24 protein-coding genes, 1 tRNA gene and 1 riboswitch are annotated in these 23,228 nt (G+C 72.5%); of the genes, 13 read left to right on the plus strand and 12 right to left on the minus strand.

Features of this window, described 5'->3' with window-relative positions:
* Positions 1–478 precede the first annotated feature (478 nt).
* A complete protein-coding gene (locus AB0G17_RS08845; protein ID WP_361377745.1) occupies positions 479–1,213 on the plus strand; it encodes a peptidoglycan-binding protein in 735 nt (244 codons plus the stop codon).
* Positions 1,214–1,412: 199 nt separating this feature from the next.
* Entirely contained in the window at positions 1,413–2,078 is a 666-nt protein-coding gene (locus AB0G17_RS08850; protein WP_361377748.1) for an HAD family hydrolase, read from the plus strand.
* 320 nt (positions 2,079–2,398) lie between these two features.
* Here the strand turns inward: AB0G17_RS08850 and AB0G17_RS08855 are convergent, their stop codons facing one another.
* The gene (locus AB0G17_RS08855) at positions 2,399–2,980 is read right to left on the minus strand and encodes a TMEM165/GDT1 family protein (RefSeq protein WP_361377751.1); all 582 of its coding nucleotides are present in this window, start codon (positions 2,978–2,980) and stop codon (positions 2,399–2,401) included.
* 316 nt (positions 2,981–3,296) lie between these two features.
* Positions 3,297–4,040, minus strand: coding sequence for an ABC transporter permease (locus tag AB0G17_RS08860; RefSeq protein WP_361377754.1), 744 nt, complete (start codon positions 4,038–4,040; stop codon positions 3,297–3,299).
* Positions 4,041–4,286: 246 nt separating this feature from the next.
* Between AB0G17_RS08860 and AB0G17_RS08865 the strand changes: the two genes are divergently transcribed.
* The 4 genes from AB0G17_RS08865 (at position 4,287) to AB0G17_RS08880 (ending at position 8,396) form a co-directional block, all read left to right on the plus strand.
* On the plus strand, positions 4,287–4,940 hold the full coding sequence (locus tag AB0G17_RS08865) for an HNH endonuclease family protein (protein ID WP_361377757.1): 654 nt from the start codon (positions 4,287–4,289) through the stop codon (positions 4,938–4,940).
* Between the two features lie 96 nt (positions 4,941–5,036).
* A complete protein-coding gene (locus tag AB0G17_RS08870; protein ID WP_361377760.1) occupies positions 5,037–6,857 on the plus strand; it encodes an alkaline phosphatase D family protein in 1,821 nt (606 codons plus the stop codon).
* Positions 6,858–7,119: 262 nt separating this feature from the next.
* A complete protein-coding gene (locus AB0G17_RS08875) occupies positions 7,120–7,599 on the plus strand; it encodes a DoxX family protein (protein ID WP_361377763.1) in 480 nt (159 codons plus the stop codon).
* 155 nt (positions 7,600–7,754) lie between these two features.
* Positions 7,755–8,396, plus strand: a complete 642-nt coding sequence (locus AB0G17_RS08880; RefSeq protein ID WP_361377766.1) for a VTT domain-containing protein — start codon at positions 7,755–7,757, stop codon at positions 8,394–8,396.
* Positions 8,397–8,480: 84 nt separating this feature from the next.
* Here AB0G17_RS08880 and AB0G17_RS08885 read toward each other — a convergent pair whose 3' ends face one another.
* A complete protein-coding gene (locus tag AB0G17_RS08885; RefSeq protein ID WP_361377768.1) occupies positions 8,481–8,717 on the minus strand; it encodes a DUF2277 domain-containing protein in 237 nt (78 codons plus the stop codon).
* 51 nt (positions 8,718–8,768) lie between these two features.
* Between AB0G17_RS08885 and AB0G17_RS08890 the strand changes: the two genes are divergently transcribed.
* Positions 8,769–9,203, plus strand: coding sequence for an RNA-binding S4 domain-containing protein (locus tag AB0G17_RS08890; protein WP_361377771.1), 435 nt, complete (start codon positions 8,769–8,771; stop codon positions 9,201–9,203).
* 118 nt (positions 9,204–9,321) lie between these two features.
* The gene (locus AB0G17_RS08895) at positions 9,322–9,603 is read left to right on the plus strand and encodes a hypothetical protein (protein ID WP_361377774.1); all 282 of its coding nucleotides are present in this window, start codon (positions 9,322–9,324) and stop codon (positions 9,601–9,603) included.
* Positions 9,604–9,749: 146 nt separating this feature from the next.
* On the opposite strand, the gene AB0G17_RS08900 is transcribed toward AB0G17_RS08895, so the two are convergent.
* Together AB0G17_RS08900 and AB0G17_RS08905 are read right to left on the minus strand one after the other, a co-directional pair.
* A complete protein-coding gene (locus tag AB0G17_RS08900; RefSeq protein ID WP_361377777.1) occupies positions 9,750–10,523 on the minus strand; it encodes a CbtA family protein in 774 nt (257 codons plus the stop codon).
* A 15-nt stretch (positions 10,524–10,538) separates the two neighbouring features.
* Positions 10,539–10,763 (minus strand): CbtB domain-containing protein, encoded by a 225-nt coding sequence (locus tag AB0G17_RS08905; protein ID WP_361377780.1) that lies wholly within the window; start codon positions 10,761–10,763, stop codon positions 10,539–10,541.
* A gap of 36 nt (positions 10,764–10,799) precedes the next feature.
* Positions 10,800–10,946, minus strand: a riboswitch (cobalamin riboswitch).
* 76 nt (positions 10,947–11,022) lie between these two features.
* Between AB0G17_RS08905 and AB0G17_RS08910 the strand changes: the two genes are divergently transcribed.
* Entirely contained in the window at positions 11,023–11,592 is a 570-nt protein-coding gene (locus tag AB0G17_RS08910) for a histidine phosphatase family protein (protein ID WP_361377783.1), read from the plus strand.
* Between the two features lie 155 nt (positions 11,593–11,747).
* On the opposite strand, the gene AB0G17_RS08915 is transcribed toward AB0G17_RS08910, so the two are convergent.
* Positions 11,748–11,819 (minus strand) — tRNA-Val (locus AB0G17_RS08915).
* 181 nt (positions 11,820–12,000) lie between these two features.
* Here AB0G17_RS08915 and AB0G17_RS08920 point away from each other — a divergent pair.
* The 3 genes from AB0G17_RS08920 to AB0G17_RS08930 all read left to right on the plus strand — a co-directional run bounded on the left by AB0G17_RS08920 (position 12,001) and on the right by AB0G17_RS08930 (position 14,522).
* Positions 12,001–13,500: a hypothetical protein gene (locus tag AB0G17_RS08920; RefSeq protein ID WP_361377786.1), complete on the plus strand. Its 1,500-nt coding sequence runs from the start codon at positions 12,001–12,003 to the stop codon at positions 13,498–13,500.
* A gap of 210 nt (positions 13,501–13,710) precedes the next feature.
* Positions 13,711–14,268 carry a DUF4383 domain-containing protein gene (locus tag AB0G17_RS08925; RefSeq protein ID WP_361377789.1) on the plus strand — a complete coding sequence of 186 codons (558 nt, stop codon included), beginning with the start codon at positions 13,711–13,713 and terminating at the stop codon, positions 14,266–14,268.
* A 38-nt stretch (positions 14,269–14,306) separates the two neighbouring features.
* Positions 14,307–14,522: a zinc ribbon domain-containing protein gene (locus AB0G17_RS08930; protein WP_361377792.1), complete on the plus strand. Its 216-nt coding sequence runs from the start codon at positions 14,307–14,309 to the stop codon at positions 14,520–14,522.
* A gap of 313 nt (positions 14,523–14,835) precedes the next feature.
* Here AB0G17_RS08930 and AB0G17_RS08935 read toward each other — a convergent pair whose 3' ends face one another.
* From AB0G17_RS08935 to AB0G17_RS08950, 4 genes are read right to left on the minus strand one after another with little or no spacing between them, the layout of a single operon-like run.
* Positions 14,836–15,495 (minus strand): class I SAM-dependent methyltransferase, encoded by a 660-nt coding sequence (locus AB0G17_RS08935; RefSeq protein WP_361377795.1) that lies wholly within the window; start codon positions 15,493–15,495, stop codon positions 14,836–14,838.
* 20 nt (positions 15,496–15,515) lie between these two features.
* On the minus strand, positions 15,516–16,352 hold the full coding sequence (locus AB0G17_RS08940) for an HAD family hydrolase (RefSeq protein WP_361377798.1): 837 nt from the start codon (positions 16,350–16,352) through the stop codon (positions 15,516–15,518).
* Positions 16,349–18,820 (minus strand): phosphoribosyltransferase, encoded by a 2,472-nt coding sequence (locus AB0G17_RS08945; protein ID WP_361377801.1) that lies wholly within the window; start codon positions 18,818–18,820, stop codon positions 16,349–16,351. Before AB0G17_RS08945 ends, AB0G17_RS08940 begins: the two co-directional genes overlap by 4 nt.
* Entirely contained in the window at positions 18,817–19,980 is a 1,164-nt protein-coding gene (locus tag AB0G17_RS08950; protein ID WP_361377804.1) for an HpcH/HpaI aldolase/citrate lyase family protein, read from the minus strand. Before AB0G17_RS08950 ends, AB0G17_RS08945 begins: the two co-directional genes overlap by 4 nt.
* A gap of 240 nt (positions 19,981–20,220) precedes the next feature.
* Between AB0G17_RS08950 and AB0G17_RS08955 the strand changes: the two genes are divergently transcribed.
* Positions 20,221–21,144, plus strand: a complete 924-nt coding sequence (locus AB0G17_RS08955) for a TerD family protein (RefSeq protein WP_361377807.1) — start codon at positions 20,221–20,223, stop codon at positions 21,142–21,144.
* 28 nt (positions 21,145–21,172) lie between these two features.
* Here the strand turns inward: AB0G17_RS08955 and AB0G17_RS08960 are convergent, their stop codons facing one another.
* Positions 21,173–21,907: a Tellurium resistance gene (locus AB0G17_RS08960; protein WP_361377810.1), complete on the minus strand. Its 735-nt coding sequence runs from the start codon at positions 21,905–21,907 to the stop codon at positions 21,173–21,175.
* 133 nt (positions 21,908–22,040) lie between these two features.
* Positions 22,041–23,186, minus strand: coding sequence for a DUF475 domain-containing protein (locus AB0G17_RS08965; RefSeq protein WP_101388160.1), 1,146 nt, complete (start codon positions 23,184–23,186; stop codon positions 22,041–22,043).
* Between the last annotated feature and the right edge of the window lie 42 nt (positions 23,187–23,228).

Raw genomic sequence — 23,228 nt, forward strand, 5'->3', positions numbered from 1 at the left:
CACGATGACGGGACACGTATGTCCTGAATGCGGCACGGAACACGAGCCCACCGGCATCCGGGCCCACACCTGCGCGCTCCGCGCGGACCACGCGCTCCGCGAGGCCCGCGAGGCCGAGACAGCCGCATCGACCGAATTCGACCCACTCCGGATCAGGCCATATGTGACGCTGGAGAACTTGGGGGAGGGGACGGGCGGGGGTGCGGGTGCGGGTGCGGGTGCGGCGCCTGGGGGCCCTGCGGGCTTCGGGGCGGTGCCCGGAAGCCGGGGCTCTGGCGGTTTCGGGGCGGCTCCCGGTGACATGGACCCTGCGGGCTTCGGGGGCGGCGGCTCTGCGGGCCGGGGCCCGTTTCCAGGACGTATGGACCCTGCGGGCCTGGGCGCGGCGCCCGGGGACATGGACCCTGCAGGCCTGTGGGCGACGCCCGGGGGCATGGACCCTGCGGGCCTTGGGGCCACAGGTGACCCGGGGGCCACGATGCCGCTCCACCCCATCCCCCCAGGGGCGCGGGGAACTGCGCGACCAGCCCCCACCGACCCGCACCCGACCAACCACCCAGGGGCGCGGGGAACTGCGCGACCAGCCCCCACCGACCCGCACCCGACCGCCCGCACCCGCCGCCACCCCCTCCTCCTCGCCCTCGCCGCCGCCGTAACGATCGCCACGCTCGGCACGGCCGCGTACGCGAGCGGCCTGCTCGGCGGCGGCGACTCCGAAGACAAGGCGACCGCCCCGGCCACAACCGTGAGCACCGCCCCAGACCCCGGCACCACCTCCGCCGTGCCGCCCTCCCCCACCACCCGCAAGCCCACCCACGGCACCGCGCGCACCAGCCCGTCCCCCCGCAAGAGCTCGCCGTCCCCGACCAGCACGCCCAAGCCCTCCACCACCCCGTCCCGCCGCCCCACCACCCCGTCGCCGACCCGTTCGCAAGTCACCGGCACCGGCACCGTGGACACCACGACCGCCCCGGCCCCACCCCCCGCCACGGCCCCCGTACTGCGCCGGGGCGACGACGGCTCCGAGGTGGTCGAACTCCAGGACCGCCTCGCCCAGTTGGCGATCTACGACGGAAAGGTCGACGGCCACTTCGGCTCCCGGACGGAGAACGCGGTGCGTACGTACCAGTCGTACATGGGCCTGCAAGGCGACCCGCCGGGCGTGTACGGCCCGGAGACCCGTCGAGCCCTGGAGGCACAGACGGGGGGCTGAGGCGCGCGGACGCAGGCGCAGACGCAGACGCAGACGCCCCAAGGGCACGCGGACACCCTGAGGCACGCGGACACCCTGAGCCACGGTTGGACCATTCGGCACTTGTTTTGTATCGTGATGGAACAAAGTGGTTCCGCCCGTACTCCCTGACCGGCGGGCGGAGCCACTTGTCTCTGCTCCCGCTCCCAGGAGTCCGCCGATGCCGGCCACGCCCACCACCCTGAACGCCCGCGCCCTCCTCCTCGACATGGACGGCACGATCGTCAACTCCGACGCCGTGGTCGAACGGTGCTGGCGCCGCTGGGCCGTGGAGCACGGGCTGGACCCCGAAGAGGCGCTGAAGGTCGTCCACGGCCGCCAGGGCTACGCCACCATGGCCGTCCTGCTGCCGGACCGCCCGATGGAGCAGAACCTCGCGGACAACCGCGTGATGCTCGCCGAGGAGACCGCCGACACCGACGGCGTCGTCCCCGTCCCGGGCGCCCCCGCCTTCATGGCCTCCCTCGCCGGGCTCCCCCACGCCCTGGTGACCTCGGCGAACGAGCCGCTCGCCCAGGCCCGTATGGGCGCGGCAGGCCTGCCGATACCGACCGTACGCGTCACCGCCGAGCGGGTGGGCGCGAGCAAGCCGGACCCCGAGGGCTTCCTCAAGGGCGCGGCCGAACTGGGCTTCGCCCCGGCGGACTGCATAGTCTTCGAGGACTCGGAGGCAGGCATCCAGGCGGGCCTGGCAGCAGGAATGCGCGTCATAGGCGTGGGCCCGCGAGCAGCCGCACACGCACCGACGGCGCACGTCGAGGACCTGACGCACGTAACGCTGACGGCGGAGCAGGACGGCACACTGACGCTGAAGATCACCCAGTAGAACGACCACCGTCACAGGGGCGCCCTTGTCACCGGGGCGCCCCTGTGGCGATCGCCCCGCAGGGACGCCGCTTCAGGGGCGCGGGGAACTGCGCGACAAGCCCACCGCCGCGCGCCCAAAAGACGACCGGGGATCGCCCCGGAGGGGGGCGTCTCAGGGGCGCGGGGAACTGCGCGACAAGCCCCCACGGTCCGCAGGCGAGCAACGACCGAGATCGCCCCGCAGGGGCGCTCAAGGGGCGCGGGGAACTGCGCGACCAGCCCCCACCGGCCCGCAGACGAAACCTCCTCCCCCTCCCGGAGGGCCCCCACGAACAAACGTCAGCCGGCCACAGCCTCAAACAGGCTGAACCCGGCAAGCGCCGCCATCAGACAAGCCGCAACCTTCGTGATCAACCGCAGCGGCACATACCTCATCAGCGTCCGCCCACCCACGATCCCCAGCCCCGCGACCGCCCAGAGGGCCAGCACCGCGCCCAGCCCCACCGACAGCGGGCTGTCGTAACGGGCGGCCAGATTCGCCGTCATGATCTGCGTCAGGTCCCCGAACTCCGCGACCAGGATCAGCATGAACCCCGCCCCGGACACCTTCCAGAACGACTGGTCGGCCGGGGCCTTCACCCCGTCCTCCTCCTCGTCCTTCTTGAACAGCAGCATCGCCGCACCCGCGAGGAAGAGCACGCCCACGATCGCCTGGAGCAGCCGGTGCGGCAGCAGCGTCAGCACGCTGCCCGCCGCGATGGCCAGCGCGACGTGCACGAGGAACGCGGCCGCGACGCCGACGAACACGTACGACGCCTTGTAGCGGGTCCCGAGCATCAGGCCCGCGAGCGCGGTCTTGTCGGGGAGCTCGGCGAGGAAGACCACGCCGAAGGTGATCGCCAGGATGGTGAAGCTGAGCACGGGAGAGGGTCCTCAATCGGTCGGGCGCGGCCGTACCGAGAGCGTGTCACGAAAGAATCCGGGGTCGCTTCGGCACGGCAGCGCCATGAAACGGTCATGGTCACTGCGTAGGCCGAAGGTCTCGCTGGCGAGCCCTCGCGGGCCTGCCTCCGGGCGCCGGCTGGGGCCCCCTGCTCGAAGAGCCCGGGGAAGTCCAGCAGTATGTCGACGTTCCGGCGAAGAGCTACTCCCCTTCTGCTCCGTACAGAATACGCGACGCCACCAGACCCCCGGCAGGGACCAAAGTCCCTCACACCCCCCACCACGGCCAGGGCCCTCACCCCGCCACATCCCGATGCACCAGCCCCCGCCCCACCAGCTCCAGCACCACCGAGACCGCCACCCCCTGCACCGCCATCAGCGCGACCAGCACGAACAGCTGCACCGCCCCCGCCTGCACCGGTGACGCCCCGCCGAGCAGCATCCCGACGAACGCGCCCGGCAGCGTGACCAGCCCCACCGTCCGCGTCTGGTCGAGCCCCGGCAGCAGCGCGTCCGACGCGGCGGTCCTGGCCACCTCCAGCCGCGCGTCCCGGTCGAGCAGCCCGAGCGCCATCCCCGCCTCCACCTCACCGCGCCGCACGGTCAGCTCGTCCAGCGCGCGCCGCCCGCCGAGCACCGTCGCGGTGAGCGCGCCGCCGATGAGGATGCCGGTGACGGGGATGAGCGCGATCCCCTTGACCGGGACGAGCCCGGTGAGCAGCAGCGCACCGACCACCGGGGTCACCCCGGCCGCGATCGGCAGCGCGGCCCACCACCAGGTGCCGTTGGGCGTCATCCGCCGCCCGGCCGTACGGACCGCCACCGCGTACATCAGCAGCAGGAAGCAGAGCAGCAGCGGCACCGAGCCGACCACCCAGCGGATGGCGCTCGCCACCACCGCCAGCTGAACGGTCGCGCGCACCCCGGCGACCATGATCTCCTTCGCCCGGCCGAGCCGCGCCACCGCCGCGACACCGGCCGCGGCCAGGAGCAGTACGGCGAGAACGACCCCCAGCGTGACATTGACGGGCAGCAGCACGCGCCCACGGTACGCCCGCGACCGCGCCCGCGCCGGGTGGTGCAACCGTGGCATACGGGGCGTCAGTTCCCTTGCGGGACAAGGGCGTCGCAATGACCACCGGAATCGCGACACCTCTTGATGTGACGTGCCCATGTCGCCACCCTGTTACCTGGCGCCCACCCCACGGAAACCCGGCGCCGCCACGATGACCGGGCCGCACACCCGTGCGCCCGGCCAAGGTCCCCCCACATCCAGGGAGTTCGCATGTCAGGTGTCTACGCGCGTCGAATAGCCAGGCTCTCCGCGCTCACCGCCTCCGCCGCCCTCCTCGCCACCGCCAGCCTGCTCACCGCCCCCGGCGCCCAGGCCTCACCCCCCGCCCCGGTCAGCGCCGCCACTGCCCGCAGCTATCTCGCGGCCATGACCGCCACCCCGGAGGGCTCCTCCGACGGCTACAGCCGCGCCATGTTCCCGCACTGGATCACCCAGTCGGGCACCTGCAACACCCGCGAGGTCGTCCTCAAGCGCGACGGCACCAACGTCGTCACGGACTCCAGCTGTGCGGCGACCAGCGGCAGTTGGTACTCCGAGTACGACGGCGCCACCTGGACGGCCGCCGCCGACCTCGACATCGACCACGTCGTCCCGCTCGCCGAAGCCTGGCGCTCGGGCGCCAGCGCCTGGACGACGGCGCAGCGCCAGGCCTTCGCCAACGACCTGACCCGGCCCCAGCTGATCGCCGTCACCGACAACGTCAACCAGGCCAAGGGCGACAAGGACCCGGCCGAGTGGCTGCCCTCGCGCACCGCCTACCGCTGCACGTACGCCCGGATGTGGGTGGACGTGAAGCACTACTACGACCTGAAGGTGGACTCCGCCGAGAAGTCCGCCCTCCAGAACGTCCTCAACGGCTGCTGAGCCCGGACCCGCCCGCTTCGGCGCCACCCGCCGGGCCGCCGGGGCTGTCTCGCCCCTCCGTCGTTCCGTACCGTACGGAGCGACGGAGGGGACGACATGGCCGGACTGCGCCTGGGACCACTGCTGCGGTACGTCGACGGGGCTTCGGGCGCCTCGGCCACGGTCTGGGTCGAGACCGACCGCCCGTGCACGGTCGCGGTCCGCTGCCCCGACAGCGCCTCCGGCTCCTCCCCTACGTTCCAGATCTGCGGGCACCACTACGCGCTGGTCCCGGTCACCGGCCTCACCCCGGGCGCCGCCACCCCGTACGAAGTGCTGCTCGACGGGCGGCGGGTGTGGCCGCCCGAGCGCTCCCCCTTCCCCCCGTCCGTGATCCGCACGCCCGCGCCCGGCGGCTCCCCGCTGAGGGTCGCCTTCGGGTCCTGCCGCTGGGGCGCCCCGCCCAAGGGCGAGCGCGACCCCGCCGGGCCCGACGCCCTGGACACGCTCGCCACCGGCCTCGCCGCACGGCTGACCGCCGACGCCACGCACGCGGACGCCGCCCCGGATACCGACCCGGACGCCGCCCCGGACAGCGCCCCCGACACCGGCCCGTACGCCGAGCGGCCCGACGTCCTGCTGCTCCTGGGCGACCAGGTGTACGCCGACTCCGTCTCGCGGGCGACCCGCCGCTGGCTCGCGGCCCGGCGCGATCTGGCCGACCCGCCGGGGGCACAGGTCGGGGACTACGACGAGTACACCCGGCTCTATGACGAGTCGTGGGGCGACCCCGAGATCCGCTGGCTGCTCTCCACCGTGCCGAGCTGCATGATCTTCGACGACCACGACGTCATCGACGACTGGAACACCAGCGCCGCCTGGCTGGCCGAGATGCGCGCCACCCCGTGGTGGGCGGAGCGGCTCACCGGCGGACTGATGTCGTACTGGGTCTACCAGCACCTCGGCAATCTCCCGCCCGCCGAACTCGCCGCCGATCCGCTGTACGCGGCGGTACGGAGCGGCCCCGACGGGACGGAGGCGCTGCGCCGGTTCGCGGCGGAGGCGGGCACCTCTCCGGCCACCGCGCGCTGGAGCTACCGCCGGGACTTCGGACGCGTACGGCTGCTGATGGTGGACAGCCGGGCGGCCCGGGTCCTGGACGAGCAGAAGCGCGCGATGCTCGACGAGACGGAGGCCGACTGGGTACGGGAGCAGGTGCTCGACGGGACGGACCCCGAGGGGACCGGCCCGTACGCGACCGCCCTCGACGGGACTGGCCCCGAGGCGACCGGCTCCGACGCCACCAGCCCCGAAAGGACCGGCCCGTACGACCACTTGCTCATCGGGACCTCGCTGCCGTGGCTGCTGCCGCCGCTCGTCCATGACGCGGAGGGCTGGGACGCGGCCCTGTGCCGGGGCGAACGCGGCCCGCGCTGGGCGCGGTTCGGCGAGAAGGTGCGCCGCCGGGCCGACCTGGAGCACTGGGCGGCCTTCCCGTCCTCCTTCGCCCGGCTCGCGGAGCTGATCGCTCAGGCCGGCAGTGTGCCGCAGGCGCCCGCCACGGTCTGCGTGCTCTCCGGCGATGTGCACCACGCGTACCTCGCGGAGCCGGTCTGGCCCACCGGCGGCCCCGACGCGCGCGTGCTCCAGCTGACCTGCTCGCCCGTCCACAACTCCGTCCCGCCGTCCCTGCGGGCCATGTTCCGCTTCGGGTGGAGCCGGTGGGGGCGGCGGCTCGGCCGGGCGCTGGCCCGGCACGGCCGTCTCGGCGCGCCGCCGGTGCGCTGGCGCAGGGCCGGCGGCCCCTGGTTCGGGAACCAGTTGATGACGCTGACCCTGACCGGCCGCGCGGCCCGCCTCCGGCTGGACCAGGCGCGGGCAGCCGGGCGCGACGGGGCCCGCCTGGTCACGGTCCTGGACGAGGACCTCACGCACTAAAGCCCGAGCCGAACTCCGTAAAGCCCGAGCCGTAAGCCGCCCGAGGCGCCTTCGCAGCCCCGCGCGCCGCCACTCCACTCGTAACCCTGCGTCCCGGCGCGTTCGCCATACGTTCACATATGCCCCCCGTAAAGATGAATTTCGGCCAGCCTCAACCAGAATTGAGACATCTACTTAAACTTGAACTTGCAAGCACTACTCAGGTCTACCTAACCTTGAGGCTCCACCGGCCCCGTCCCCCACACCGAAGGAGCCCGTCCCCATGGCTTCCCCCACGCTCCCCTCCGCTCTGAACACCGAGCGCGCCAAGCCCTACGCCCTGGGCCTCTTCCGCATCGTCACCGGCTTCCTCTTCGCCTGCCACGGCGCCGCCTCGCTCTTCGGCTGGTTCGGCGGCGCGGCCGGGACCGGCGGCACCGTCGAGACCGGCGCCTGGCCCTACTGGTACGCGGCAGTCATCCAGCTCGTCGGCGGCCTGCTGATCATGGCCGGACTCTTCACCCGCTCCGCCGCCTTCCTCTCCTCGGGCTCCATGGCGTACGCCTACTTCGACGTGCACCAGTCCGGCGCACTGCTCCCCCTGCAGAACGGCGGCGAGAACGCCGCGATGTTCAGCTGGGTCTTCCTGCTGCTCGTCTTCACCGGCCCCGGCGCCCTCGCCCTCGACCAGCTGCTCGGCGCCCGCGCCACCGCCACCGCGCCGGAGGCCGCCACCGCCGCCCCGGCGGGCGCGGCACGCTGACGCACCCTCACCGCCCGCACAGCCGTTCACCGGGTCGCCGGTGACATCCCACCCCCGAACGGAAACCCCGCGCGCCCCAGGCGTACGCTGTACGGCTGTACAGCGACCCGACCGCGGACCAGCGACAGCGGGGCGCATTCCGTTCGGGGGTCGTAGTGCTGGAGAGTGTGGGGTTGCTGACGGGCAGCCCATGGATTTACGCCGTGGTGACTGTCTCCGTTCTCCTGGACGTGTTCCTCCCGGTCCTGCCCAGCGGGGTCCTGGTGATCACCGCCGCGACCTCCGCGGCGGCCGGGTCGACCACCGCGGCGGGCGCCCCGCACGCGATACGCGACGTGCCCGACCTGCTCCTCCTCGCCGCCTGCGCCGCCGCGGCCTCGGTCCTCGGCGACCTCGTCGCGTACCGCCTCGCCTGGCGCGGCGGGGCGCGGCTGGACCGGGCCATCGCCCGCTCGCGCCGGCTGACCCGCGCACAGGAACGTCTCGGCGCCGCACTGAGCCGGGGCGGCGGCGCGCTCGTCGTCATCGCCCGGTTCGCCCCGGCGGGCCGGTCCGTCGTCTCGCTCGGCGCGGGCGCGGCGCACCGCACCCCCAGGCAGTTCCTGCCGTGGTCCGCCCTCGCCGGGGTGGTCTGGGCCGGATACAGCGTGGGGCTCGGCTACTTCGGCGGGCGCTGGCTCGGCGCGACCTGGCTCGGCACGGGCATCTCCGTCCTCGCCCTGTTCGCGGCGGGCTCCCTCGCCGCCTACGTCATGCGCCGCCCGGCCGCGGCCACGGCGGCCAGCCCGGCCGCCTGAACAGGCCTGACCAGCCCTGATCGCACGCCTCGCAGCCCGGCCGCACCTCCACCAGCGCCGTACCTACGCGCACCCGCGCCGCACCTACGCCGACGCCGACGTCCTGACCGGCACTCCCCGTATCTCCAGGCCTTCGAGCAGCTCGGCCGTGGCCCGCGCTATCTCGTCCACCGCCCGGTCGAAGACCTCCCGGTTGTGCGCGGCGGGCGCACGGAAGCCGGACACCTTGCGCACGTACTGGAGAGCCGCCGCGCGGATCTCGTCGTCGGTGGCCTCCTCGGGGAGGACCGGCGGCCTGAGCGTCTTGATGCTTCTGCACATGCCTCAAGTGTGACGGGTACCACTGACAACGGCCTCGGTAGAGTCGTGGGCATGGCGGCAGCAGACGCGGTGAAGGCACAGGGGGCCAAGGGCCCGGCGGGACCGGCGGGACCGGCGGGGCCCTCCGAGCCCGTACGGATCGACAGCTGGATCTGGTCCGTACGGCTCACCAAGACGCGTTCCCAGGCGGCGACGGCGTGCCGCGCCGGTCACGTCCAGCTCAACGGCGAGCGCGTCAAGCCCGCGCACACCGTGAAGGTGGGCGACGAGGTGCGGCTGCGCCTGGACGGGCGGGAGCGGATCGTCGTGGTCGCGAAGGTCATCCGCAAGCGGGTGGGCGCGACGATCGCGGCCGAGACCTATGTCGACAACAGCCCGCCGCCGCCCGCCCGCTCGGACGTACTGGCCGCCGGAGTGCGCGACCGGGGCATGGGCCGCCCCACCAAGCGGGACCGCCGGGAGATGGAGCGGCTGCGCGGGCTGTAGGGGCGCGTGAGGCGCCGACGCCCGCACAACTCGGAGGCCAACTCCCGCCGTACCGGAGTAGCTTGGAGGGCGCCCGGGGGCGAGGGGAGCCCCCGATCCGTCCCTAGAGGAACACGCCATGATTTTGTTGCTACTCGTCCTGGCGCTGGTCCTGTACGGCTTCGGCTTCAGTCTCGGCGGCATCGTGTTCTGCGTCGCCGTGGTGGCCGTACTCTTCAGCGCCCCACGCCGTGGCCGCTCCACGGCACCGTCCGGCGGCTCGTCCGGAGCCGGCGGCGGCCGTGGCACGGACACCGACTATCGGGCCTACCGCGCCCGCCGGGACCGTATGGACCGGTGGGAGCGGCGCTACCGCAGGGAGCGGCAGAGCCGTCTGTTCTCCCTGCGCCGCCCGGACTGATCGAGCGCCACCACAGCACACCGCACCCACAGCGCACAACAACCAGCACACAGCACACAGCACGCCGAGAACAGCGCATGGCCTACGCGCGCGAGGGCCCCGGACCATCACGGTCCGGGGCCCTCGTGCGTGCGGCGGTGCCAGGGTCAGTGGGCGGCCGCGGCCGTGCTCTCCACGGTCGTGCCCGAGTCCCGGGGCCCGGCCGGTGCGGCCTTGGGCACCAGGAGCCGTTCGGCGAGGTGGCCGAAGACCAGCCCGAAGCCGGTCCACAGGGTCACCTGGATGGCGAGGGCCGCCAGGCGGAACCGCCAGAGCAGCATGGCCGGGAAGTCCTTCGGGACCTCGTTGACGGTGGGCAGGAACGCGTACGCGAGCCCGACGGCGACCAGGAAGGCGGCCGCCGCGGCGACGGTCGCGTTCCAGTTGCCGAGGCGGGGCGCGAGCCGCTTGCCGAGGATCACGGCGGCGACGGCGAGCAGCACGCTCAGCGCGATCATCAGGAAGTACAGGGCGGTGCGTTTGCCGATCGTGTCGGGGTCACCGATGGACGGCGGGTTCGCCGGGTACTTCAGGAACGGGACGACGTAGACGGTCAGGAGCGCGCCGACCGAGACGAGCGCCGCCGTGGCGCGCGGCCCGAAGCGGCCGATCCGGCCGAGCGCCACGCAGAACGCGAGCGCGGCGATGCCGCCGATGGCCACGCCGAACACCAGCACACCGGTGGCGAGGCCGCCGGTGGACTGCAGGGTGCGGCTGAACACCTCTTCGCCGTGCTCGTGCGCGTGCGCTTCCTCGAAGTCGATGGCCGCGTCCACCCGGGGCTCACCCAGGAGGTACGCCACGACGAGCGCCAGGGCGCCCGCCGCCAGACCGGCGATCATGCCCCGCACCAACAGGGCCCTGACGGACAGGGAGTTCACGAGTCGGTTCCCCGGTCAGTGGCAGGGGAAGCCGAGCAGGTGGCGTCCGTCGTGGAGCCACTCATGGACGTTCTCACCGGAGATCAGGTTCGTGGCGCCCTGCTCGGCACCGACGAAGTACAGGAGGACGAGCATGAGGATGCCGAAGAAGAGCGCCCAGGGAGCGATCGCCTTGAGCGAGATGGGGGTGATGGCCGGCGTTGCAGCTGCGCTGGGCGCAGGGGCGGCGGAGAGTGCCACGGCAGAACCTCCTGGGGAACACGCGTCCCGGTCATTGGTGCCTTTGTCGACGGTGGTGGGTCTGACTTCCCCGCCTTCGCTCCCTGTTGAGGGCGCTCGCCGGGTTCACAGTGGCGCGACCGTGCCGGATTCTCACCGGGCTTCCTTCACACCGTCTTTATGTCCACGAGACCGTACCGCGTGACGGACCGCACCGCTACGGCGTACGGGGGCGCAGCCCCCGCGCGAAGTGCGTCAACGGCCGTGCTCTGCTTGTCCCATGACCGTACGCGTGATGTTGATCTCACCCCCGGCCGACCGCTACGCGCGCGAGGCGAGAGTCGGCGACGACGCGGCCGCCCCGGACGAGGGCGCGGTCCGCCGGGTCAAGGCCGCGGCGGCGGCGCTTCCGGTCCCGGCCCGCCGACTGAAGCCGCCGTCCTCCCTCTACGAGTTGGCGGACGGCTTGCCCACCTGCGACGAACCGGCCCTGACCGACTGGGATCTGGGCCGCTGGCGGGGGCGCCGGCTGGACGAGCTGAGCGCCGCGGATCCCACGGGCGTACGGGCATGGCTCACCGATCCCGCCGCGGCGCCGCACGGCGGGGAGAGCCTGCTCGCGCTCATCGCGCGCGTGGGCGCGTGGCTGGACACGCTCCCGGCGGCGGGCGGCCGGATCCTCGCGGTCGCCTCCCCGGCGGTGGTCCGCGCGGCCGTGACCCACGCCCTGACCCTGCCCCCCGCCTCCTTCTGGCGCCTGGACGTGGCCCCCCTGACCCTGACGGAACTCTCGGGCCGGGCGGGGCGCTGGAACCTGCGGTGCGGGCGGCCGGCGGAGGGGGAACGGTAACGACGAAGGGGCCCGCCCTGATCGGCGGGGGGCCTCCCTTGTGGTGGGATGCGGCATCCCTGTGACGTCCGGGCATGAAGCAGGCATGAAGCGGCCCCCCGGCCGAGATCGGCCGGGGGGCCATCGGCAGGCTCTCACCTGCCGCTTCCTACGGGTGGGCATGGACGGTTTCGAACCGCCGACATCTGCTTTGTAAGAGCAGCGCTCTACCCCTGAGCTACACGCCCGTGGCACATCCGTGGATGAGGGAACAGCGTACATGGCCTCCGGGGCCGGGCTGCAAACGCGTTCTCGGCGGCGGCCCGGTTCGGATCGCGGGACGCGGGGGCGCGGGAGGCCGGATCGGCCCGGGGCGGCGGGAGAGTGCGAACTAATCGGCCGGTGTGTTCGTCAGTACCAGGTGGGAGAATGAACCGGCAGGCGGACACGGCACGGGAGAGGGATGTGACGGCGACACACGCGCGGCCGTACAGCAGAGCGGGTGCCATCGTCCCCGGTGTCGGAGTGCGGGCCGCCGGAGGGCCGGTGGCCCGAGGCCGGGCCGCCAGAGGGCCGGTGGCCGGAGGCCGGGCCGCCGGGGGGCTGCGGGTCCTCGGGGACGCGTTCGCGCTCGTCGCGCTGCCGCTGGTGCTCGGGGCCGCGCTGCTGCCCGGGGCGTTCGCCGGAGGCGGGACGCGGCGGTGGTTCGGCGGGCGCGGCGAGAGCGTGCGGGCCGACGCGCAGGCGGCCAAGGACGCGGCGGCCGCCGCCTTCTACGAGCTGGACACCGCCCAGCGCGACCTGCGGATCTCCATCGAGACGATCACCGCGGTGGACAGCTCGCCGCGCGCCCGCAAGGCCGTCGACGACTTCGCGGCGCTCGGCCGGCGCATCGACGAGGTCAGCAACGACTACATCACCGCGGTCGACGCGTACGACCTGGACCGTGACGACCTGGACGCCTCGGTGGCCTCCCGGGCCAGGGGCGAGCTGACGAAGGCCAAGGACGACCTCGTCCGGGTCAAGGGCGAGCTCGACCGGTTCGAGCAGAGCCTGGGGCCGCTGCTGTCCACCGCCGAGACCCAGCTGGCGCGGCTCGCGCCGGCCGTGGAGCGGGCGCGACAGGCGCTCCTTTCCGCGAGCACTGCTCTCGATTCGGTGCGGGCGTCCGGAATGAGAGCGGACGATCTCGCCGCCCGCCTCGCCGCGCTGGGGCCCGAGCTGACCCGGCTCAACCAGGGCGCGGGCCGGCACGGCGTGCCCGAGACCCTGGAGCGGGCCGACCGGGTGCTGCGGGAGGCCGAGGGGGTGCGCGCCGAGGCCGAGCGGCTGCCCGAGCGGGCCGCCGAGATCGACCGCCGGCTGGTCTCGTTGCGTACGCGCGCGCAGGCGCTCACCACCCGGGCCGGGACCGTCGACCCGGTCCTGAGCGAGCTGCGGCGCCGGTTCGCGGCCGCCTGCTGGCAGGACCTCCAGCAGGTCCCCGACCAGGCGCTCGTGAACGTACGGCAGGCCGAGGAGAAGCTGAAGGAGGCCGCCGCCGCGCGCGACGAGCAGCGCTGGGCCGACGCGACCTCCCGGCTGAGTACGGTCAGGGCGCTCCTCAACTCCACCGACGAGGCGGTCTCGGCCGCCGGTGACCGGCTCCAGCGACTCAACGCCGTGGCGAAGGACCCGGAGCAGGAGATCCAGCGGACGCGCTTCGCGATCCGGGACGCGCAGCGCCTCGCGATGTCCGGCCGCAACACCCCGGACCCGCACCACGCCCGCCCGCTCGACGACGCCGTGGCGCGGCTGGACCGCGCGATCGCCACGCTGGAGGGCCGCCACCCCGACTACTGGCACTTCCTCACCGAGACCGAGGCGGTCCGGCAGACCGCCGCGCGCGTGGTGGCCCAGATCCGCGAGGAGCGCGGGCACGGAGCCTGAGGGGCGGCACCGGGGCCCGCCGGAGCGCGGGCAGGCCTCCGCCGGGATGCCACCGGGATGCCACCGGGATGCCACCGGTCCACCGCAAGGGATGCCGCCGGGATACCGCAGGTCCGCCGCCAGGATGCCGCAGGTCCGCCGCCCGGACGAGTTGTCTCCTCTGCGAGACGGGCGGATCCTGGGAGTACGGACGACACGAGGAGGCCGCCCATGGCCACCCAGCCGCTTCATCCCGTGCGCCACCCCCTGCGCACCCCCCATGTGTCCCTCGACGAGCACCTGCCCGTCGACCACCGCCTGAGCCAGGTGTACCGCTTCGGCGCCGGGATCATGGGGCTCTTCCTGCTCGTCTTCGGCATCCTGGGGCTCACCCACAACATCGGGTTCTTCGACACCGGCGGCAAAGAGGTCGCCGGGCTGAGCACCAACGGCACGCTCAGCGTGATCTCGATCGTCGTGGGAGCGCTGCTCCTCTACGGCATGGTCAAGGGCGGCAACTTCGCGTCCTGGCTGAACATGTCCCTCGGGGTGCTGTTCCTGATCAGCGGGTTCGTGAATCTGGCCCTGCTGGACCGCGGCTCGGCGAATTTCCTCGCCTTCAAGATGCAGAACGTGATCTTCAGCTTCCTGGTGGGCCTGGCGCTGATGGTCTTCGGGATGTACGGGCGGGTCGGCAGCAATCTGCCGCACGACAACCCGTACTGGAAGGCGCGGCGCGAGGCGGAGGCGGAGGCGGAGCCGGGCGTACGGGAGCGGCCGCTGCGGTAAGCCGCACGGCCCCGCCACCGGGCGGTTAGCCTGGGGGCATGCCTCGCTATGACTACCGGTGCCGCTCGTGCGGCGACACGTTCGAGCTCAGTCGGCCCATGGCCGAGTCGGCCGCGCCCGCGACCTGCCCTGCCGGGCATGAGGACACGGTGAAGCTGCTGTCCACCGTGGCTGTGGGCGGGATGGCCAAGGGTGCGCCGGCGCCGTCCGGCGGGGGCGGGGGCGGGTGCTGCGGCGGAGGCTGCTGCGGCTAGGGCCTGTCGTCACATTCCCGTCGTCGCCCGAAGGGCGGTCCGGCGGCGTCTGGTGCGTGCTCTCGGCGCGCCGGGCGAGAGCCCTCGTACTGGACGTACGTGGGCTTTCGCCCGGTGCGGCGAGAGTGCGTGCCAGGCGTCGCAGGACAGACGGGAATTTGACGACAGGCCCTTGGCGCCCCGGCCGCGGACCACTGCCCGGCTTCCAGGCGCCCCGGCCGCGGACCCTGCTCGGCCGGGCGCGCCCACGCGGCGGAGCCACGCCACAGCACCCCACCCCTGCCCTCCAGGGACAGGGACAGGGACAGGGACGCTAGCGCTTCCTGGACACCGTCAAGCCGTCCGCCACGATCAGCATCACGCTGTCCATCCGCTCGTCCCGCTTCACGTGCTCGTTGAAGCGCTGGATCCCGGCGGCGGGACCGGTCGCCGCCGGGTCCACGACCTCGCCGTGGAAGAGCACGTTGTCCGCGGCGATGAGGCCGTTCTGCCGCATCCTGGGCACCAGCTCCTCCCAGTACGCGATGTAGTTGTCCTTGTCCGCGTCCAGGTAGGCGAAGTCGATGTGCGGCTCGGCGGGCATCGCCCGCAGCGTGTCGAGCGCCGGAGCGATCCGCAGGTCCACCTTGTGCGCCACGCCCGCCTTCGTCCAGGCCTCACGCCCGTACGCCGTCCACTCCTCCGAGATGTCGCACGCGATCAGCCGTCCGTCGTCGGGCAGCGCCTGCGCCATGGCGAGCGCCGAGAACCCGGTGAAGGTGCCGACCTCCACCACGTGCCGGGCGCCCACGAGCCGGACGAGGAAGGCCAGCAGCGGGGCCTGCTCCTCGGCCGACTGCATGCCCGCGTGGTCGGGCAGCCGGGCGTACGTCGTCTCCACGAGCTCGCGCTGCACCGCGTCCAGCGGCGGGTTGTGCGCCAGCATGTACGCGTACAGCTCGTCGGTGATCCTGGTGGTGTTTCCCTTGCTCATAAGGGCGAGTATGGGACCGGTCAGGGCAGGACGGGCGCAACCTCGGCGGCCGTGGCGCGGGCGGCGAACCGGCGCACGATCTCCTCGCCCGCCAGCACGCCCCGCTCGTCCAGGACGTCGACGTGCGGCGCGGTCCAGCCGGAGTCCGCGAGCTCGCCGTGGCTCGGGCGCCAGCCCTCGTCGGCGGCGAGCAGCAGGTCCGCGTCGAGGAGCGAGTCCCCGGCGGCCAGGGTGAGTTCGGCGCCGGTGCGGCGGGCCACCTCGTGCACGGCCGCGCTCTTGGTCAGCGGCTTCGGCACCGCGTAGATCTTGCGGCCCTGGAGCGAGACCGTCCAGCCGCGCGCCTCGGCCCAGGCGCTCAGCTCCTTGACCCAGTCCTCGGGCAGCAGCGCGCGCTCGACCACGAGGTACGCGAAGAGGTCCTCGGCGACCCGCTCCTTGCGCAGCCAGGCCGGGTCGGCGGCGGCCGAGATGTGGGCGCGCACCTCGTCGAGCGTGGCGCACTCGTCGGAGATCCGGGCGTCCACCTGCCGCCGCCAGTCGCGGTCGGGGACCCCGTCGACGAGCAGCTGGCCACCGTTGACGCAGATCGCGTACTTCGCGGGCAGGCCGGGCAGTTGGATGCGCTGGTACTGCTTGCGGGTGCGGGTCGTGGTGGGCACGAAGAGCGTGTCCGGGTCCGTCTTGAGCGCGGCGAGCAGGGTGGCGGCGTTCTCGGTCATGTACGAGAGCGGCCTGTGCTCGTGGATCTCGACGCAGAGCAGCCGGGGGGCCCGGGGGTCGGGCATGGTCAGGTCGAGGGCCGCCGCCGAGTAGATCAGCGTACGGTCGAGGTCGCTGGCTATCAGGGTGCTCATCGGGAGGCCACCGCCTTGCCGTCGGCGCCGGTCGCCCCGCGCGTGTACTGGGGGTGGATCAGTCCGACACAGCTGTACGGCAGGTCGTCGACCCATTCCACCGGCACCCCGCGCTGCTCCGCAAGAAGGCGTACGTGGTCGAGGTCGGCGCCGGCGTCGCGGTGGGCCAGGATCTTCCAGGGGACGCGGCGCAGCAGGACGCGGGTGGTCTCGCCGACGCCGGGCTTGACGAGGTTGACGTCGTGGATGCCGTACTCCTCGCTGATCCGCTCCACGGCGGCCCAGCCCTCCCAGGTGGGGCTGCGGTCGGCGCCCTGGAGCGCCTTGGCCTCGCGCTCGACGTCGGCGGCGACGTCGTCGAAGCGGGCGGCGACGGCGTCCAGGAAGTCCACCGAGACGTCGGAACCGGCCAGTTCGCGGTAGAACTTGGCGCCGTGGAAGTCGCCCGGCCCGATCAGGTCGCGGCGCAGCACGGTCCGCGATATCAGCCCCGACACGGTGGAGTTGAGGCAGGCGGACGGGATGAGGAAGTCCTCGCGGGTGCCGTACGTACGCACGCAGGAGCCGGGGTCGGCGAGGACGGCGATCTCCGGGTCGAAGCGGTCGACCCCCGAGTGTTCGGCGAACTCCCGTATCGCGGCGGCCAGTTCGCGCGTGATCGCGCCCTTGCCGGTCCAGCCGTCGACGAAGACGACGTCGGCGGGGTCGTGGTGGGCGGCGAGCCAGCGCAGCGCGTTGGGGTCGATGCCGCGGCCGCGCACGATGGAGACGGCGTAGTGCGGCAGGTCGAGCCCGTGCCGCCGCTGGGCCCAGCGGCGCATCAGCACGCCGACGGGGGTGCCCGCGCGGGCCAGCGAGACCAGGACCGGGCGCGGCGACCGCTCGGCCAGGACCGTCTCGGTCACGATGCCGACGGCGCGGGCGATGCGGTCGGCGGAGGAGTCGAGCGCGGCGCGGAAGAGCTCCTGGTACTGGGGCGAGGGCTGGTACTCGACCGGCAGCGACTCCGCGTAGTGGGCGCCGCCGCTCTGGATCGCCTCCTCGCGCTCCTCGGTCGGCGCCTCCAGCTCGACCCCGGACAGGTCCTTGAGCAGCCAGCCGACCTCGTCGGGCGCGTACGAGGAGAAGGCGGGCCCTCGGAGGGGCTCGGGCAGGGGCTCGGGCATGGGGGCACCTTTGGGTACGTACGAGGGGACGACGGCCAGTACGACGTGCGGGATGTGCGCGGCGAGCCGGGCCAGCAGGCCGTCGGGGGCGTGCAGTGCGGGGGTGTCGGCGACGGAGTCGACGACGACCACGACGCTCTCGAAGCCGGCGCCCGCCACGTTGTACGCGTAGCGCTCGCCGGGGCCGTCGGAGGGGGTGTCGTGGGCGGGGAAGACGAGGCGGGTGCGGATGGCGTAGCCGGGGTCGTCCACGGCGAGGACGGGTGACCTGGTGGTGGTGGAGTAGCGGACGTCCACGCCCGCCTCCTCCAGGGCGACGGCGAGGCGCAGGGGCGCGTACATCAGCTCCTCGAAGCCGAGGACGAGGGTGCGGCCGGGGGTGTCCCCCAGGGCTTCCCGGATGCGGGCGGCCATGTCGGGGAGCGCCGCTTCCAGCACCACCCGGTGCTCCGGGGTGAACCCGTGCCGCGCCCCGTCGGGGAGGCCATCGGGCCAGGCCAGCTCGGCGCGGGCCACGGCGGGCAGGGTGGTGGCGGGGGGCGGGGAAGGGGCCCCCGGGACCGGGGTGCCGCTGTGCTCGGCCACCAGCGCCTGGCCCTTCTCCAGTACCCCCTCCGGCAGGCGAACCGTTCCTGCCGCCAGGGTCACCAGGGACACCTCCGCCCCGATCTCCGTCGCGAACGCGGCGAAGCGGGTGCGGTCCGCCGGGGAGCGCATGTCGACCAGGGCGACTATCACGTACCGGCGCCGGGGGTAGCGCGCGTGCAGCGCCCGGATCGTGTTCAGGACCGTGTTGCCGGTCGAGAACTCGTCGTCGACCAGGACCAGCACCCCGTCCCGCGCCAGCAGCGCCGGATCCTCCGGCAGCAGCAGGTGCGAGGTCGCGTGGGAGTGGGACTCCTCGAAGCCGCCCGCCCGCGCGACCCCCTCGACGGGGCGGCGCGTGGAGTGCAGACAGGGCGCCACGCCCAGGCCGTCCGCCACCGCGTGACCGAGGCCCGTCGCGGTCTCCGCGTAGCCCAGGACGACCGCACCGGCCGCCTCAGGGCCGAGCAGCTCCCGTACCTCCTCCCCCAGCCCGTACCCCGCCCCGTACACCCGCGAGGGCCGCTGCGGCACGTGCTTGCCCAGCACGTTGGAGACCAGCAGATGGGCCCGCTTGGGGTTGCGGCGCAGGGCGAGGCCCAGCAGCTCGGGCAACCGCTCGTCACCCTGGAGTTCGACTCCGAGCCGCTCCGCGACCCACGTTCCCGACCAGACCACCACGTTGTCGAATCCTCTGCGTATCTCTGAGTCGGTCATCCGGCCAGGCCGGCGGTCAGCAGCTCCACGAAGCCGGTGTCCTCGTGCGCGACGCCGAAGACCTCGGCGCGCAGCAGGGTCCGCTCGGCCCAGGCGCGATGCGGCTTCACCTCGTTCATCTTGTTCGTATACGCGGAGCGCAGCACTCCGCCCCCGCCCCGCTCCGGGCGCAGGATGTCCCTGGCGTCGCTGTACTCCTCGTGGCTGACCACGGACAGCGCGTGCACCGGCACCACGTGCGAGGGGTGGATGCAGGTCTTGCCGAGCAGCCCGTTGGCGCGGTCCAGCTCTATCTCGCGCAGCAGGCCGTCGATGTCCCGCTCGATCAGTGTGTCGCGCAGATCCTCCGCGCGCCCTTCGAGGAAGGGGCTGCGCCGCAGCTGGGGCTTGAACATGCGCTCCTGGAGTCTGAAGTACTCCCACACCGGGCCGGTGATCGTGAAGCCGGTGCCGTCGGCGCGGCCCAGCACGTTGACCACGTCCGCGATCACCCCGGCCACGATCTGCACGTCGTACGCCGTCATGTCCGGCGAGCGGCGCAGCCCGTACGCCGAGCAGAAGTCGGTCACGCCGAGCCGCAGCGCGAGCACCCGCTCGCGGTACTTGTCGACGGTACGGGCGATGCCGGTCAGCGTGTCGCACCGGGTCTCCAGGTGCAGCAGCTCGGGCGATTCGAGCACCGGCATCGCGAAGAGCCGCCGCCCGCTCGCCGCCTCGGCCGCGCCCAGCGCCTCCAGGAACGGCACCCCGCGCTCCTCGGTGAACTTCGGCAGTACGAATCCGGACAGCAGCCGCACCGAGGAGCCGAGCCGCCGCACCAGATCGGGGATCTGGGCGGGTTCGCGGACCCGGATGAACAGCAGCGGGATCTGCCCGTCGCGCGCGTCGAGGTCCGCGAACTGGCGGACCAGATTGGCCTCCGCCCCCGCCACCTCGGCGTCGTCGATCGAATCCTCCAGGCAGAGCACCATGGACACGACACCCCGGCGGGCCTGCTTGAGCACGTCGTCGGCGAGCGTGGGGCGGGTCGCGGGGCTGTAGAGCGTGGCTCCCAGCGCGGCGGCCAGCACACGCGCGGGAGAGTCCGAGCTGAACTCGACGGGCTCCCGGTGGAACAGGTCCTTACGAGCAGCAGGCGGAACGTGCCCGAAATGACGCATATGGATTCCCCTGTACTGCAACGATGGCCCGGACTGAGTGTGGGTGGGTGGCCGGTAATAGTACGTAGGAACACATGTCGCGAGTTCCCCGCGGGCATGAAATCCCGGTAACTCGCCCGCGCTCTTCCGGTGCCGCGCGCGGACGCGGTACGTAAGGTACGTAACGCTCATCTGCGGGACAAGGCCGCCCTCGGGCCCCCGCGTTGTCCGGGCGGGCGACGGGAAGGCAGGATGGCGACCATGACGCACGCGATGCTGAAGGGATCCAACGTCCCGCTGGAGGCCATGGCCGTCAGGGCCGTGCTCCGCTGGACGCCGGGCGCCGACGTCCCGGACGTGGACGCCTCGGCGCTGCTGCTGGCGGCCGACGGCCGTGTGCGCTCCGACGAGGACTTCGTCTTCTACAACCAGCCGCGCCACCCCTCCGGCCTGGTGCGGCGGCTGCCCAAGAAGCGGGTCGGGGACGGTCTGACCGACACCATCGAGGCGGATCTGGGCGCGCTCGACCCGTCCGTCGACCGCGTCCTGGTCACCGCCTCCTCGGACGGCGCGACCTTCGGCGCCGTCCGTGACCTGCGCGTTCTGCTGTACGACGCGGGGCCGGCCGGCGCCGAGCCGCTGGCTGTCTTCGACGTGAAGGCGGAGACCGGCGAGGAGACCGCGATCATCTGCGGCGAGCTCTACCGGCGCGGCGAGACGTGGAAGTTCCGCGCGGTGGGGCAGGGCTATCCGACCGGTCTGGTGGGGCTCGCGACCGAGTACGGGATCTCCGTGGACGAGGACGGCGAGGAGGGCGCGGACAGCGGCTCCTCCGGCGGCGCCCGGCCCCCGGCCCCGGACCCCGCCCGGACGCACGGGCAGGCGGCCCCAGCCCCCGTGCCCGCCGTCTCCGTGTCGCAGCCGCTGCCGCCCGCCGTTCCCACGGCCGCCCAGCCGCAGACCCAGCCGTACGTGCCGCCGCTGCCGGCCGCCTCGCCGCCCTCCTACGGCTACCCGCACCCCGCGCCGCCCCAGCACCCGCCGGCGCACCAGCCCTCGTACGGCTATCCGCAGCCCGCCTCGGAGCAGCCCGGCTACGGCTATCCGCAGCCGGCGGCAGCCGCCCACGCGGCGGACCCGGACTTCGCGCTGCCGCCGATGGGGCCGCAGTTCATCCGGCAGTGACGGGCCGGGCCCGCTCACAGCCGCACTCTCAGGCCTTCGTCTTGTAGCCCCGGCCCCACTGGAGCCCCCATCCGTAGAGCCGGTCCAGCTCGGCCTGGAAGCCGTACACGAACTTCACCTCGCGGCGCACGACCATGTCCCCCTTGACGTTCTCGATGGTGACGACCGCGCAGGAGCGGGCCTGCGGGGCGTGCTCGTCCAGGTCGATCTCTATGCGCGGGCCGTTGCTCGGGTAGAGCGTGACCTTGGCGTGCGTACGGTCGAAGGCGGGTGTCTGGTCGTAGATGTAGACGAAGACCAGCAGCCGCTTGATGGACTCGCGGTGGTCGAGATTGACGTAGATCGTCTCGCCGGACGGCGAGCCGAACCGGTCGTCGCCGCTGAGCTGGACGTACGGCGGCGCGTTGGTGGCGCCGAAGAAGCTGCCGAGCGGCTGGACCACGCCCTTGGAGCCGTCGGTGAGCTCGTAGAGGCAGCCGAGGTCGAGGTCGACGTTGACGACGCCCTGGGTGTGCGCCTGGACCACGTCGGGCTTGAAGAGCTTGAACGGGTGCCGCAGCACGCTGGGCCGCGACCGGCCGCCGAAGTCGGAGGTGCGCATCCGCCACGACAGGTTGACGCGCAGCGACCCGGAGTTGGCGCCCTGCTTGCCGAGCGAGACCACCGGATGCCGTTTGGTCAGCTCGATCGCGTTGCTCGCGGCGCTGCCCGTGTCGAACTGCGCCGAGGGCCTGCCGCGCAGCAGGCTGTCCCAGAAGGCCATCTGTTCCCCACCCCTATACGAACCAAGTGAACGGCCCCGCACCGGAAGAACGGCGGGGCGGCCGGGAGGCACGAAACCTCCCGGCCGCCCCGCTCAGAGCGTTCCGCAATCACCGACGGGTCACACCACGGATTCAGACACCCGTGGAGACTTCCGCCTTCTCACTGAAATCCCCGCCGCCCTCCGCCGCGATCCGCTTGTTGCGGCGGACCGAGGACCAGAAGGACCAGGCGATCAGGACGACGCCGACGAGACCGGTGATGACCTCGTTGATCTCGTACTGGATGGTGACCAGGAGGATCACGGCGAGGGCGCCGATCGCGTAGTGCGCGCCGTGCTCCAGGTAGACGTAGTCGTCGAGGGTGCCCTGGCGGACCAGGTAGACCGTGAGGGACCGCACGTACATGGCGCCGATGCCGAGGCCGAGCGCCATCAGGACGATGTCGTTGGTGATGGCGAAGGCGCCGATCACGCCGTCGAAGGAGAACGAGGCGTCCAGGACCTCCAGGTAGAGGAACATGAAGAACGCGGCCTTGCCGGCGAGCAGCACCGCCGAGGCGCCGCCCTTGCCGCTCTTCTTGGCCTCTTCCTCGGCCTCCAGCTCGGCCTCCTCCTCTTCCTCCAGCTTGTCCTCGAAGTAACCGGAGAGGCCGCCCACGATCATGTACGTGATCAGGCCGGCGATGCCGGAGATGAGGACCGTCTCGCCCTTGTCCGCGTGGGCCCCGCCGTGCAGGTGGGCGTGGGTCGCGAAGGTCATCGAGGAGACGAGCAGGACACCGAGCGCGATGGCGACGGAGAGCATGTCGACCTTGCCGAGCTTGGCCAGCGGCCGCTCGATCCAGCGCAGCCACTGGATGTCCCGGTCCTCGAAGATGAAGTCCAGGAAGATCATGAGCAGGAACATGCCACCGAAGGCGGCGATCGACGCGTGCGCGTCGGTGACCAGCTCCTTGTAGTGCTCTTTCTCGTTCAACGCCAGGTTGACGGCCTCGATGGGGCCGATCTTGGCGCTGATGGCGACGATGACGACGGGGAAGACCAGTCGCATGCCGAAGACGGCGATGAGCACACCGACCGTGAGGAAGATCTTCTGCCAGAAGGCGTTCATCTTCTTCAGGATTCCGGCGTTGACCACCGCGTTGTCGAACGACAGCGAGATCTCGAGGATGGACAGGATCGCCACGATCCCGAAGGCCGTCCACCCGTCGTAGAGCACTGCCAGGGCAAGACCGACCGCAGTGATCACGAATGACCAGCCGAAGGTTTTCAGAATCACTGACTTCCCCATCTAGCTAGTGGGGGTCCCCCAGACGGAGTC

The sequence above is a fragment of the Streptomyces sp. NPDC023838 genome, assembly GCF_040639555.1.
In the GTDB taxonomy this organism is placed as follows: domain Bacteria; phylum Actinomycetota; class Actinomycetes; order Streptomycetales; family Streptomycetaceae; genus Streptomyces.

Excerpts from the sequence above, each read along its gene's own strand:
- AB0G17_RS08845 (WP_361377745.1), top strand. The coding sequence starts at position 479 with ATGCCGCTCCACCCCATCCCCCCAGGGGCGCGGGGAACTGCGCGACCA.
- AB0G17_RS08850 (WP_361377748.1), top strand. The coding sequence starts at position 1,413 with ATGCCGGCCACGCCCACCACCCTGAACGCCCGCGCCCTCCTCCTCGAC.
- AB0G17_RS08865 (WP_361377757.1), top strand. The coding sequence starts at position 4,287 with ATGTCAGGTGTCTACGCGCGTCGAATAGCCAGGCTCTCCGCGCTCACC.
- AB0G17_RS08870 (WP_361377760.1), top strand. The coding sequence starts at position 5,037 with ATGGCCGGACTGCGCCTGGGACCACTGCTGCGGTACGTCGACGGGGCT.
- AB0G17_RS08875 (WP_361377763.1), top strand. The coding sequence starts at position 7,120 with ATGGCTTCCCCCACGCTCCCCTCCGCTCTGAACACCGAGCGCGCCAAG.
- AB0G17_RS08885 (WP_361377768.1), bottom strand. The coding sequence starts at position 8,717 with ATGTGCAGAAGCATCAAGACGCTCAGGCCGCCGGTCCTCCCCGAGGAG.
- AB0G17_RS08890 (WP_361377771.1), top strand. The coding sequence starts at position 8,769 with ATGGCGGCAGCAGACGCGGTGAAGGCACAGGGGGCCAAGGGCCCGGCG.
- AB0G17_RS08895 (WP_361377774.1), top strand. The coding sequence starts at position 9,322 with ATGATTTTGTTGCTACTCGTCCTGGCGCTGGTCCTGTACGGCTTCGGC.
- AB0G17_RS08910 (WP_361377783.1), top strand. The coding sequence starts at position 11,023 with ATGACCGTACGCGTGATGTTGATCTCACCCCCGGCCGACCGCTACGCG.
- AB0G17_RS08920 (WP_361377786.1), top strand. The coding sequence starts at position 12,001 with ATGAACCGGCAGGCGGACACGGCACGGGAGAGGGATGTGACGGCGACA.
- AB0G17_RS08925 (WP_361377789.1), top strand. The coding sequence starts at position 13,711 with ATGGCCACCCAGCCGCTTCATCCCGTGCGCCACCCCCTGCGCACCCCC.
- AB0G17_RS08930 (WP_361377792.1), top strand. The coding sequence starts at position 14,307 with ATGCCTCGCTATGACTACCGGTGCCGCTCGTGCGGCGACACGTTCGAG.
- AB0G17_RS08935 (WP_361377795.1), bottom strand. The coding sequence starts at position 15,495 with ATGAGCAAGGGAAACACCACCAGGATCACCGACGAGCTGTACGCGTAC.
- AB0G17_RS08940 (WP_361377798.1), bottom strand. The coding sequence starts at position 16,352 with ATGAGCACCCTGATAGCCAGCGACCTCGACCGTACGCTGATCTACTCG.
- AB0G17_RS08945 (WP_361377801.1), bottom strand. The coding sequence starts at position 18,820 with ATGACCGACTCAGAGATACGCAGAGGATTCGACAACGTGGTGGTCTGG.
- AB0G17_RS08950 (WP_361377804.1), bottom strand. The coding sequence starts at position 19,980 with ATGCGTCATTTCGGGCACGTTCCGCCTGCTGCTCGTAAGGACCTGTTC.
- AB0G17_RS08955 (WP_361377807.1), top strand. The coding sequence starts at position 20,221 with ATGACGCACGCGATGCTGAAGGGATCCAACGTCCCGCTGGAGGCCATG.
- AB0G17_RS08960 (WP_361377810.1), bottom strand. The coding sequence starts at position 21,907 with ATGGCCTTCTGGGACAGCCTGCTGCGCGGCAGGCCCTCGGCGCAGTTC.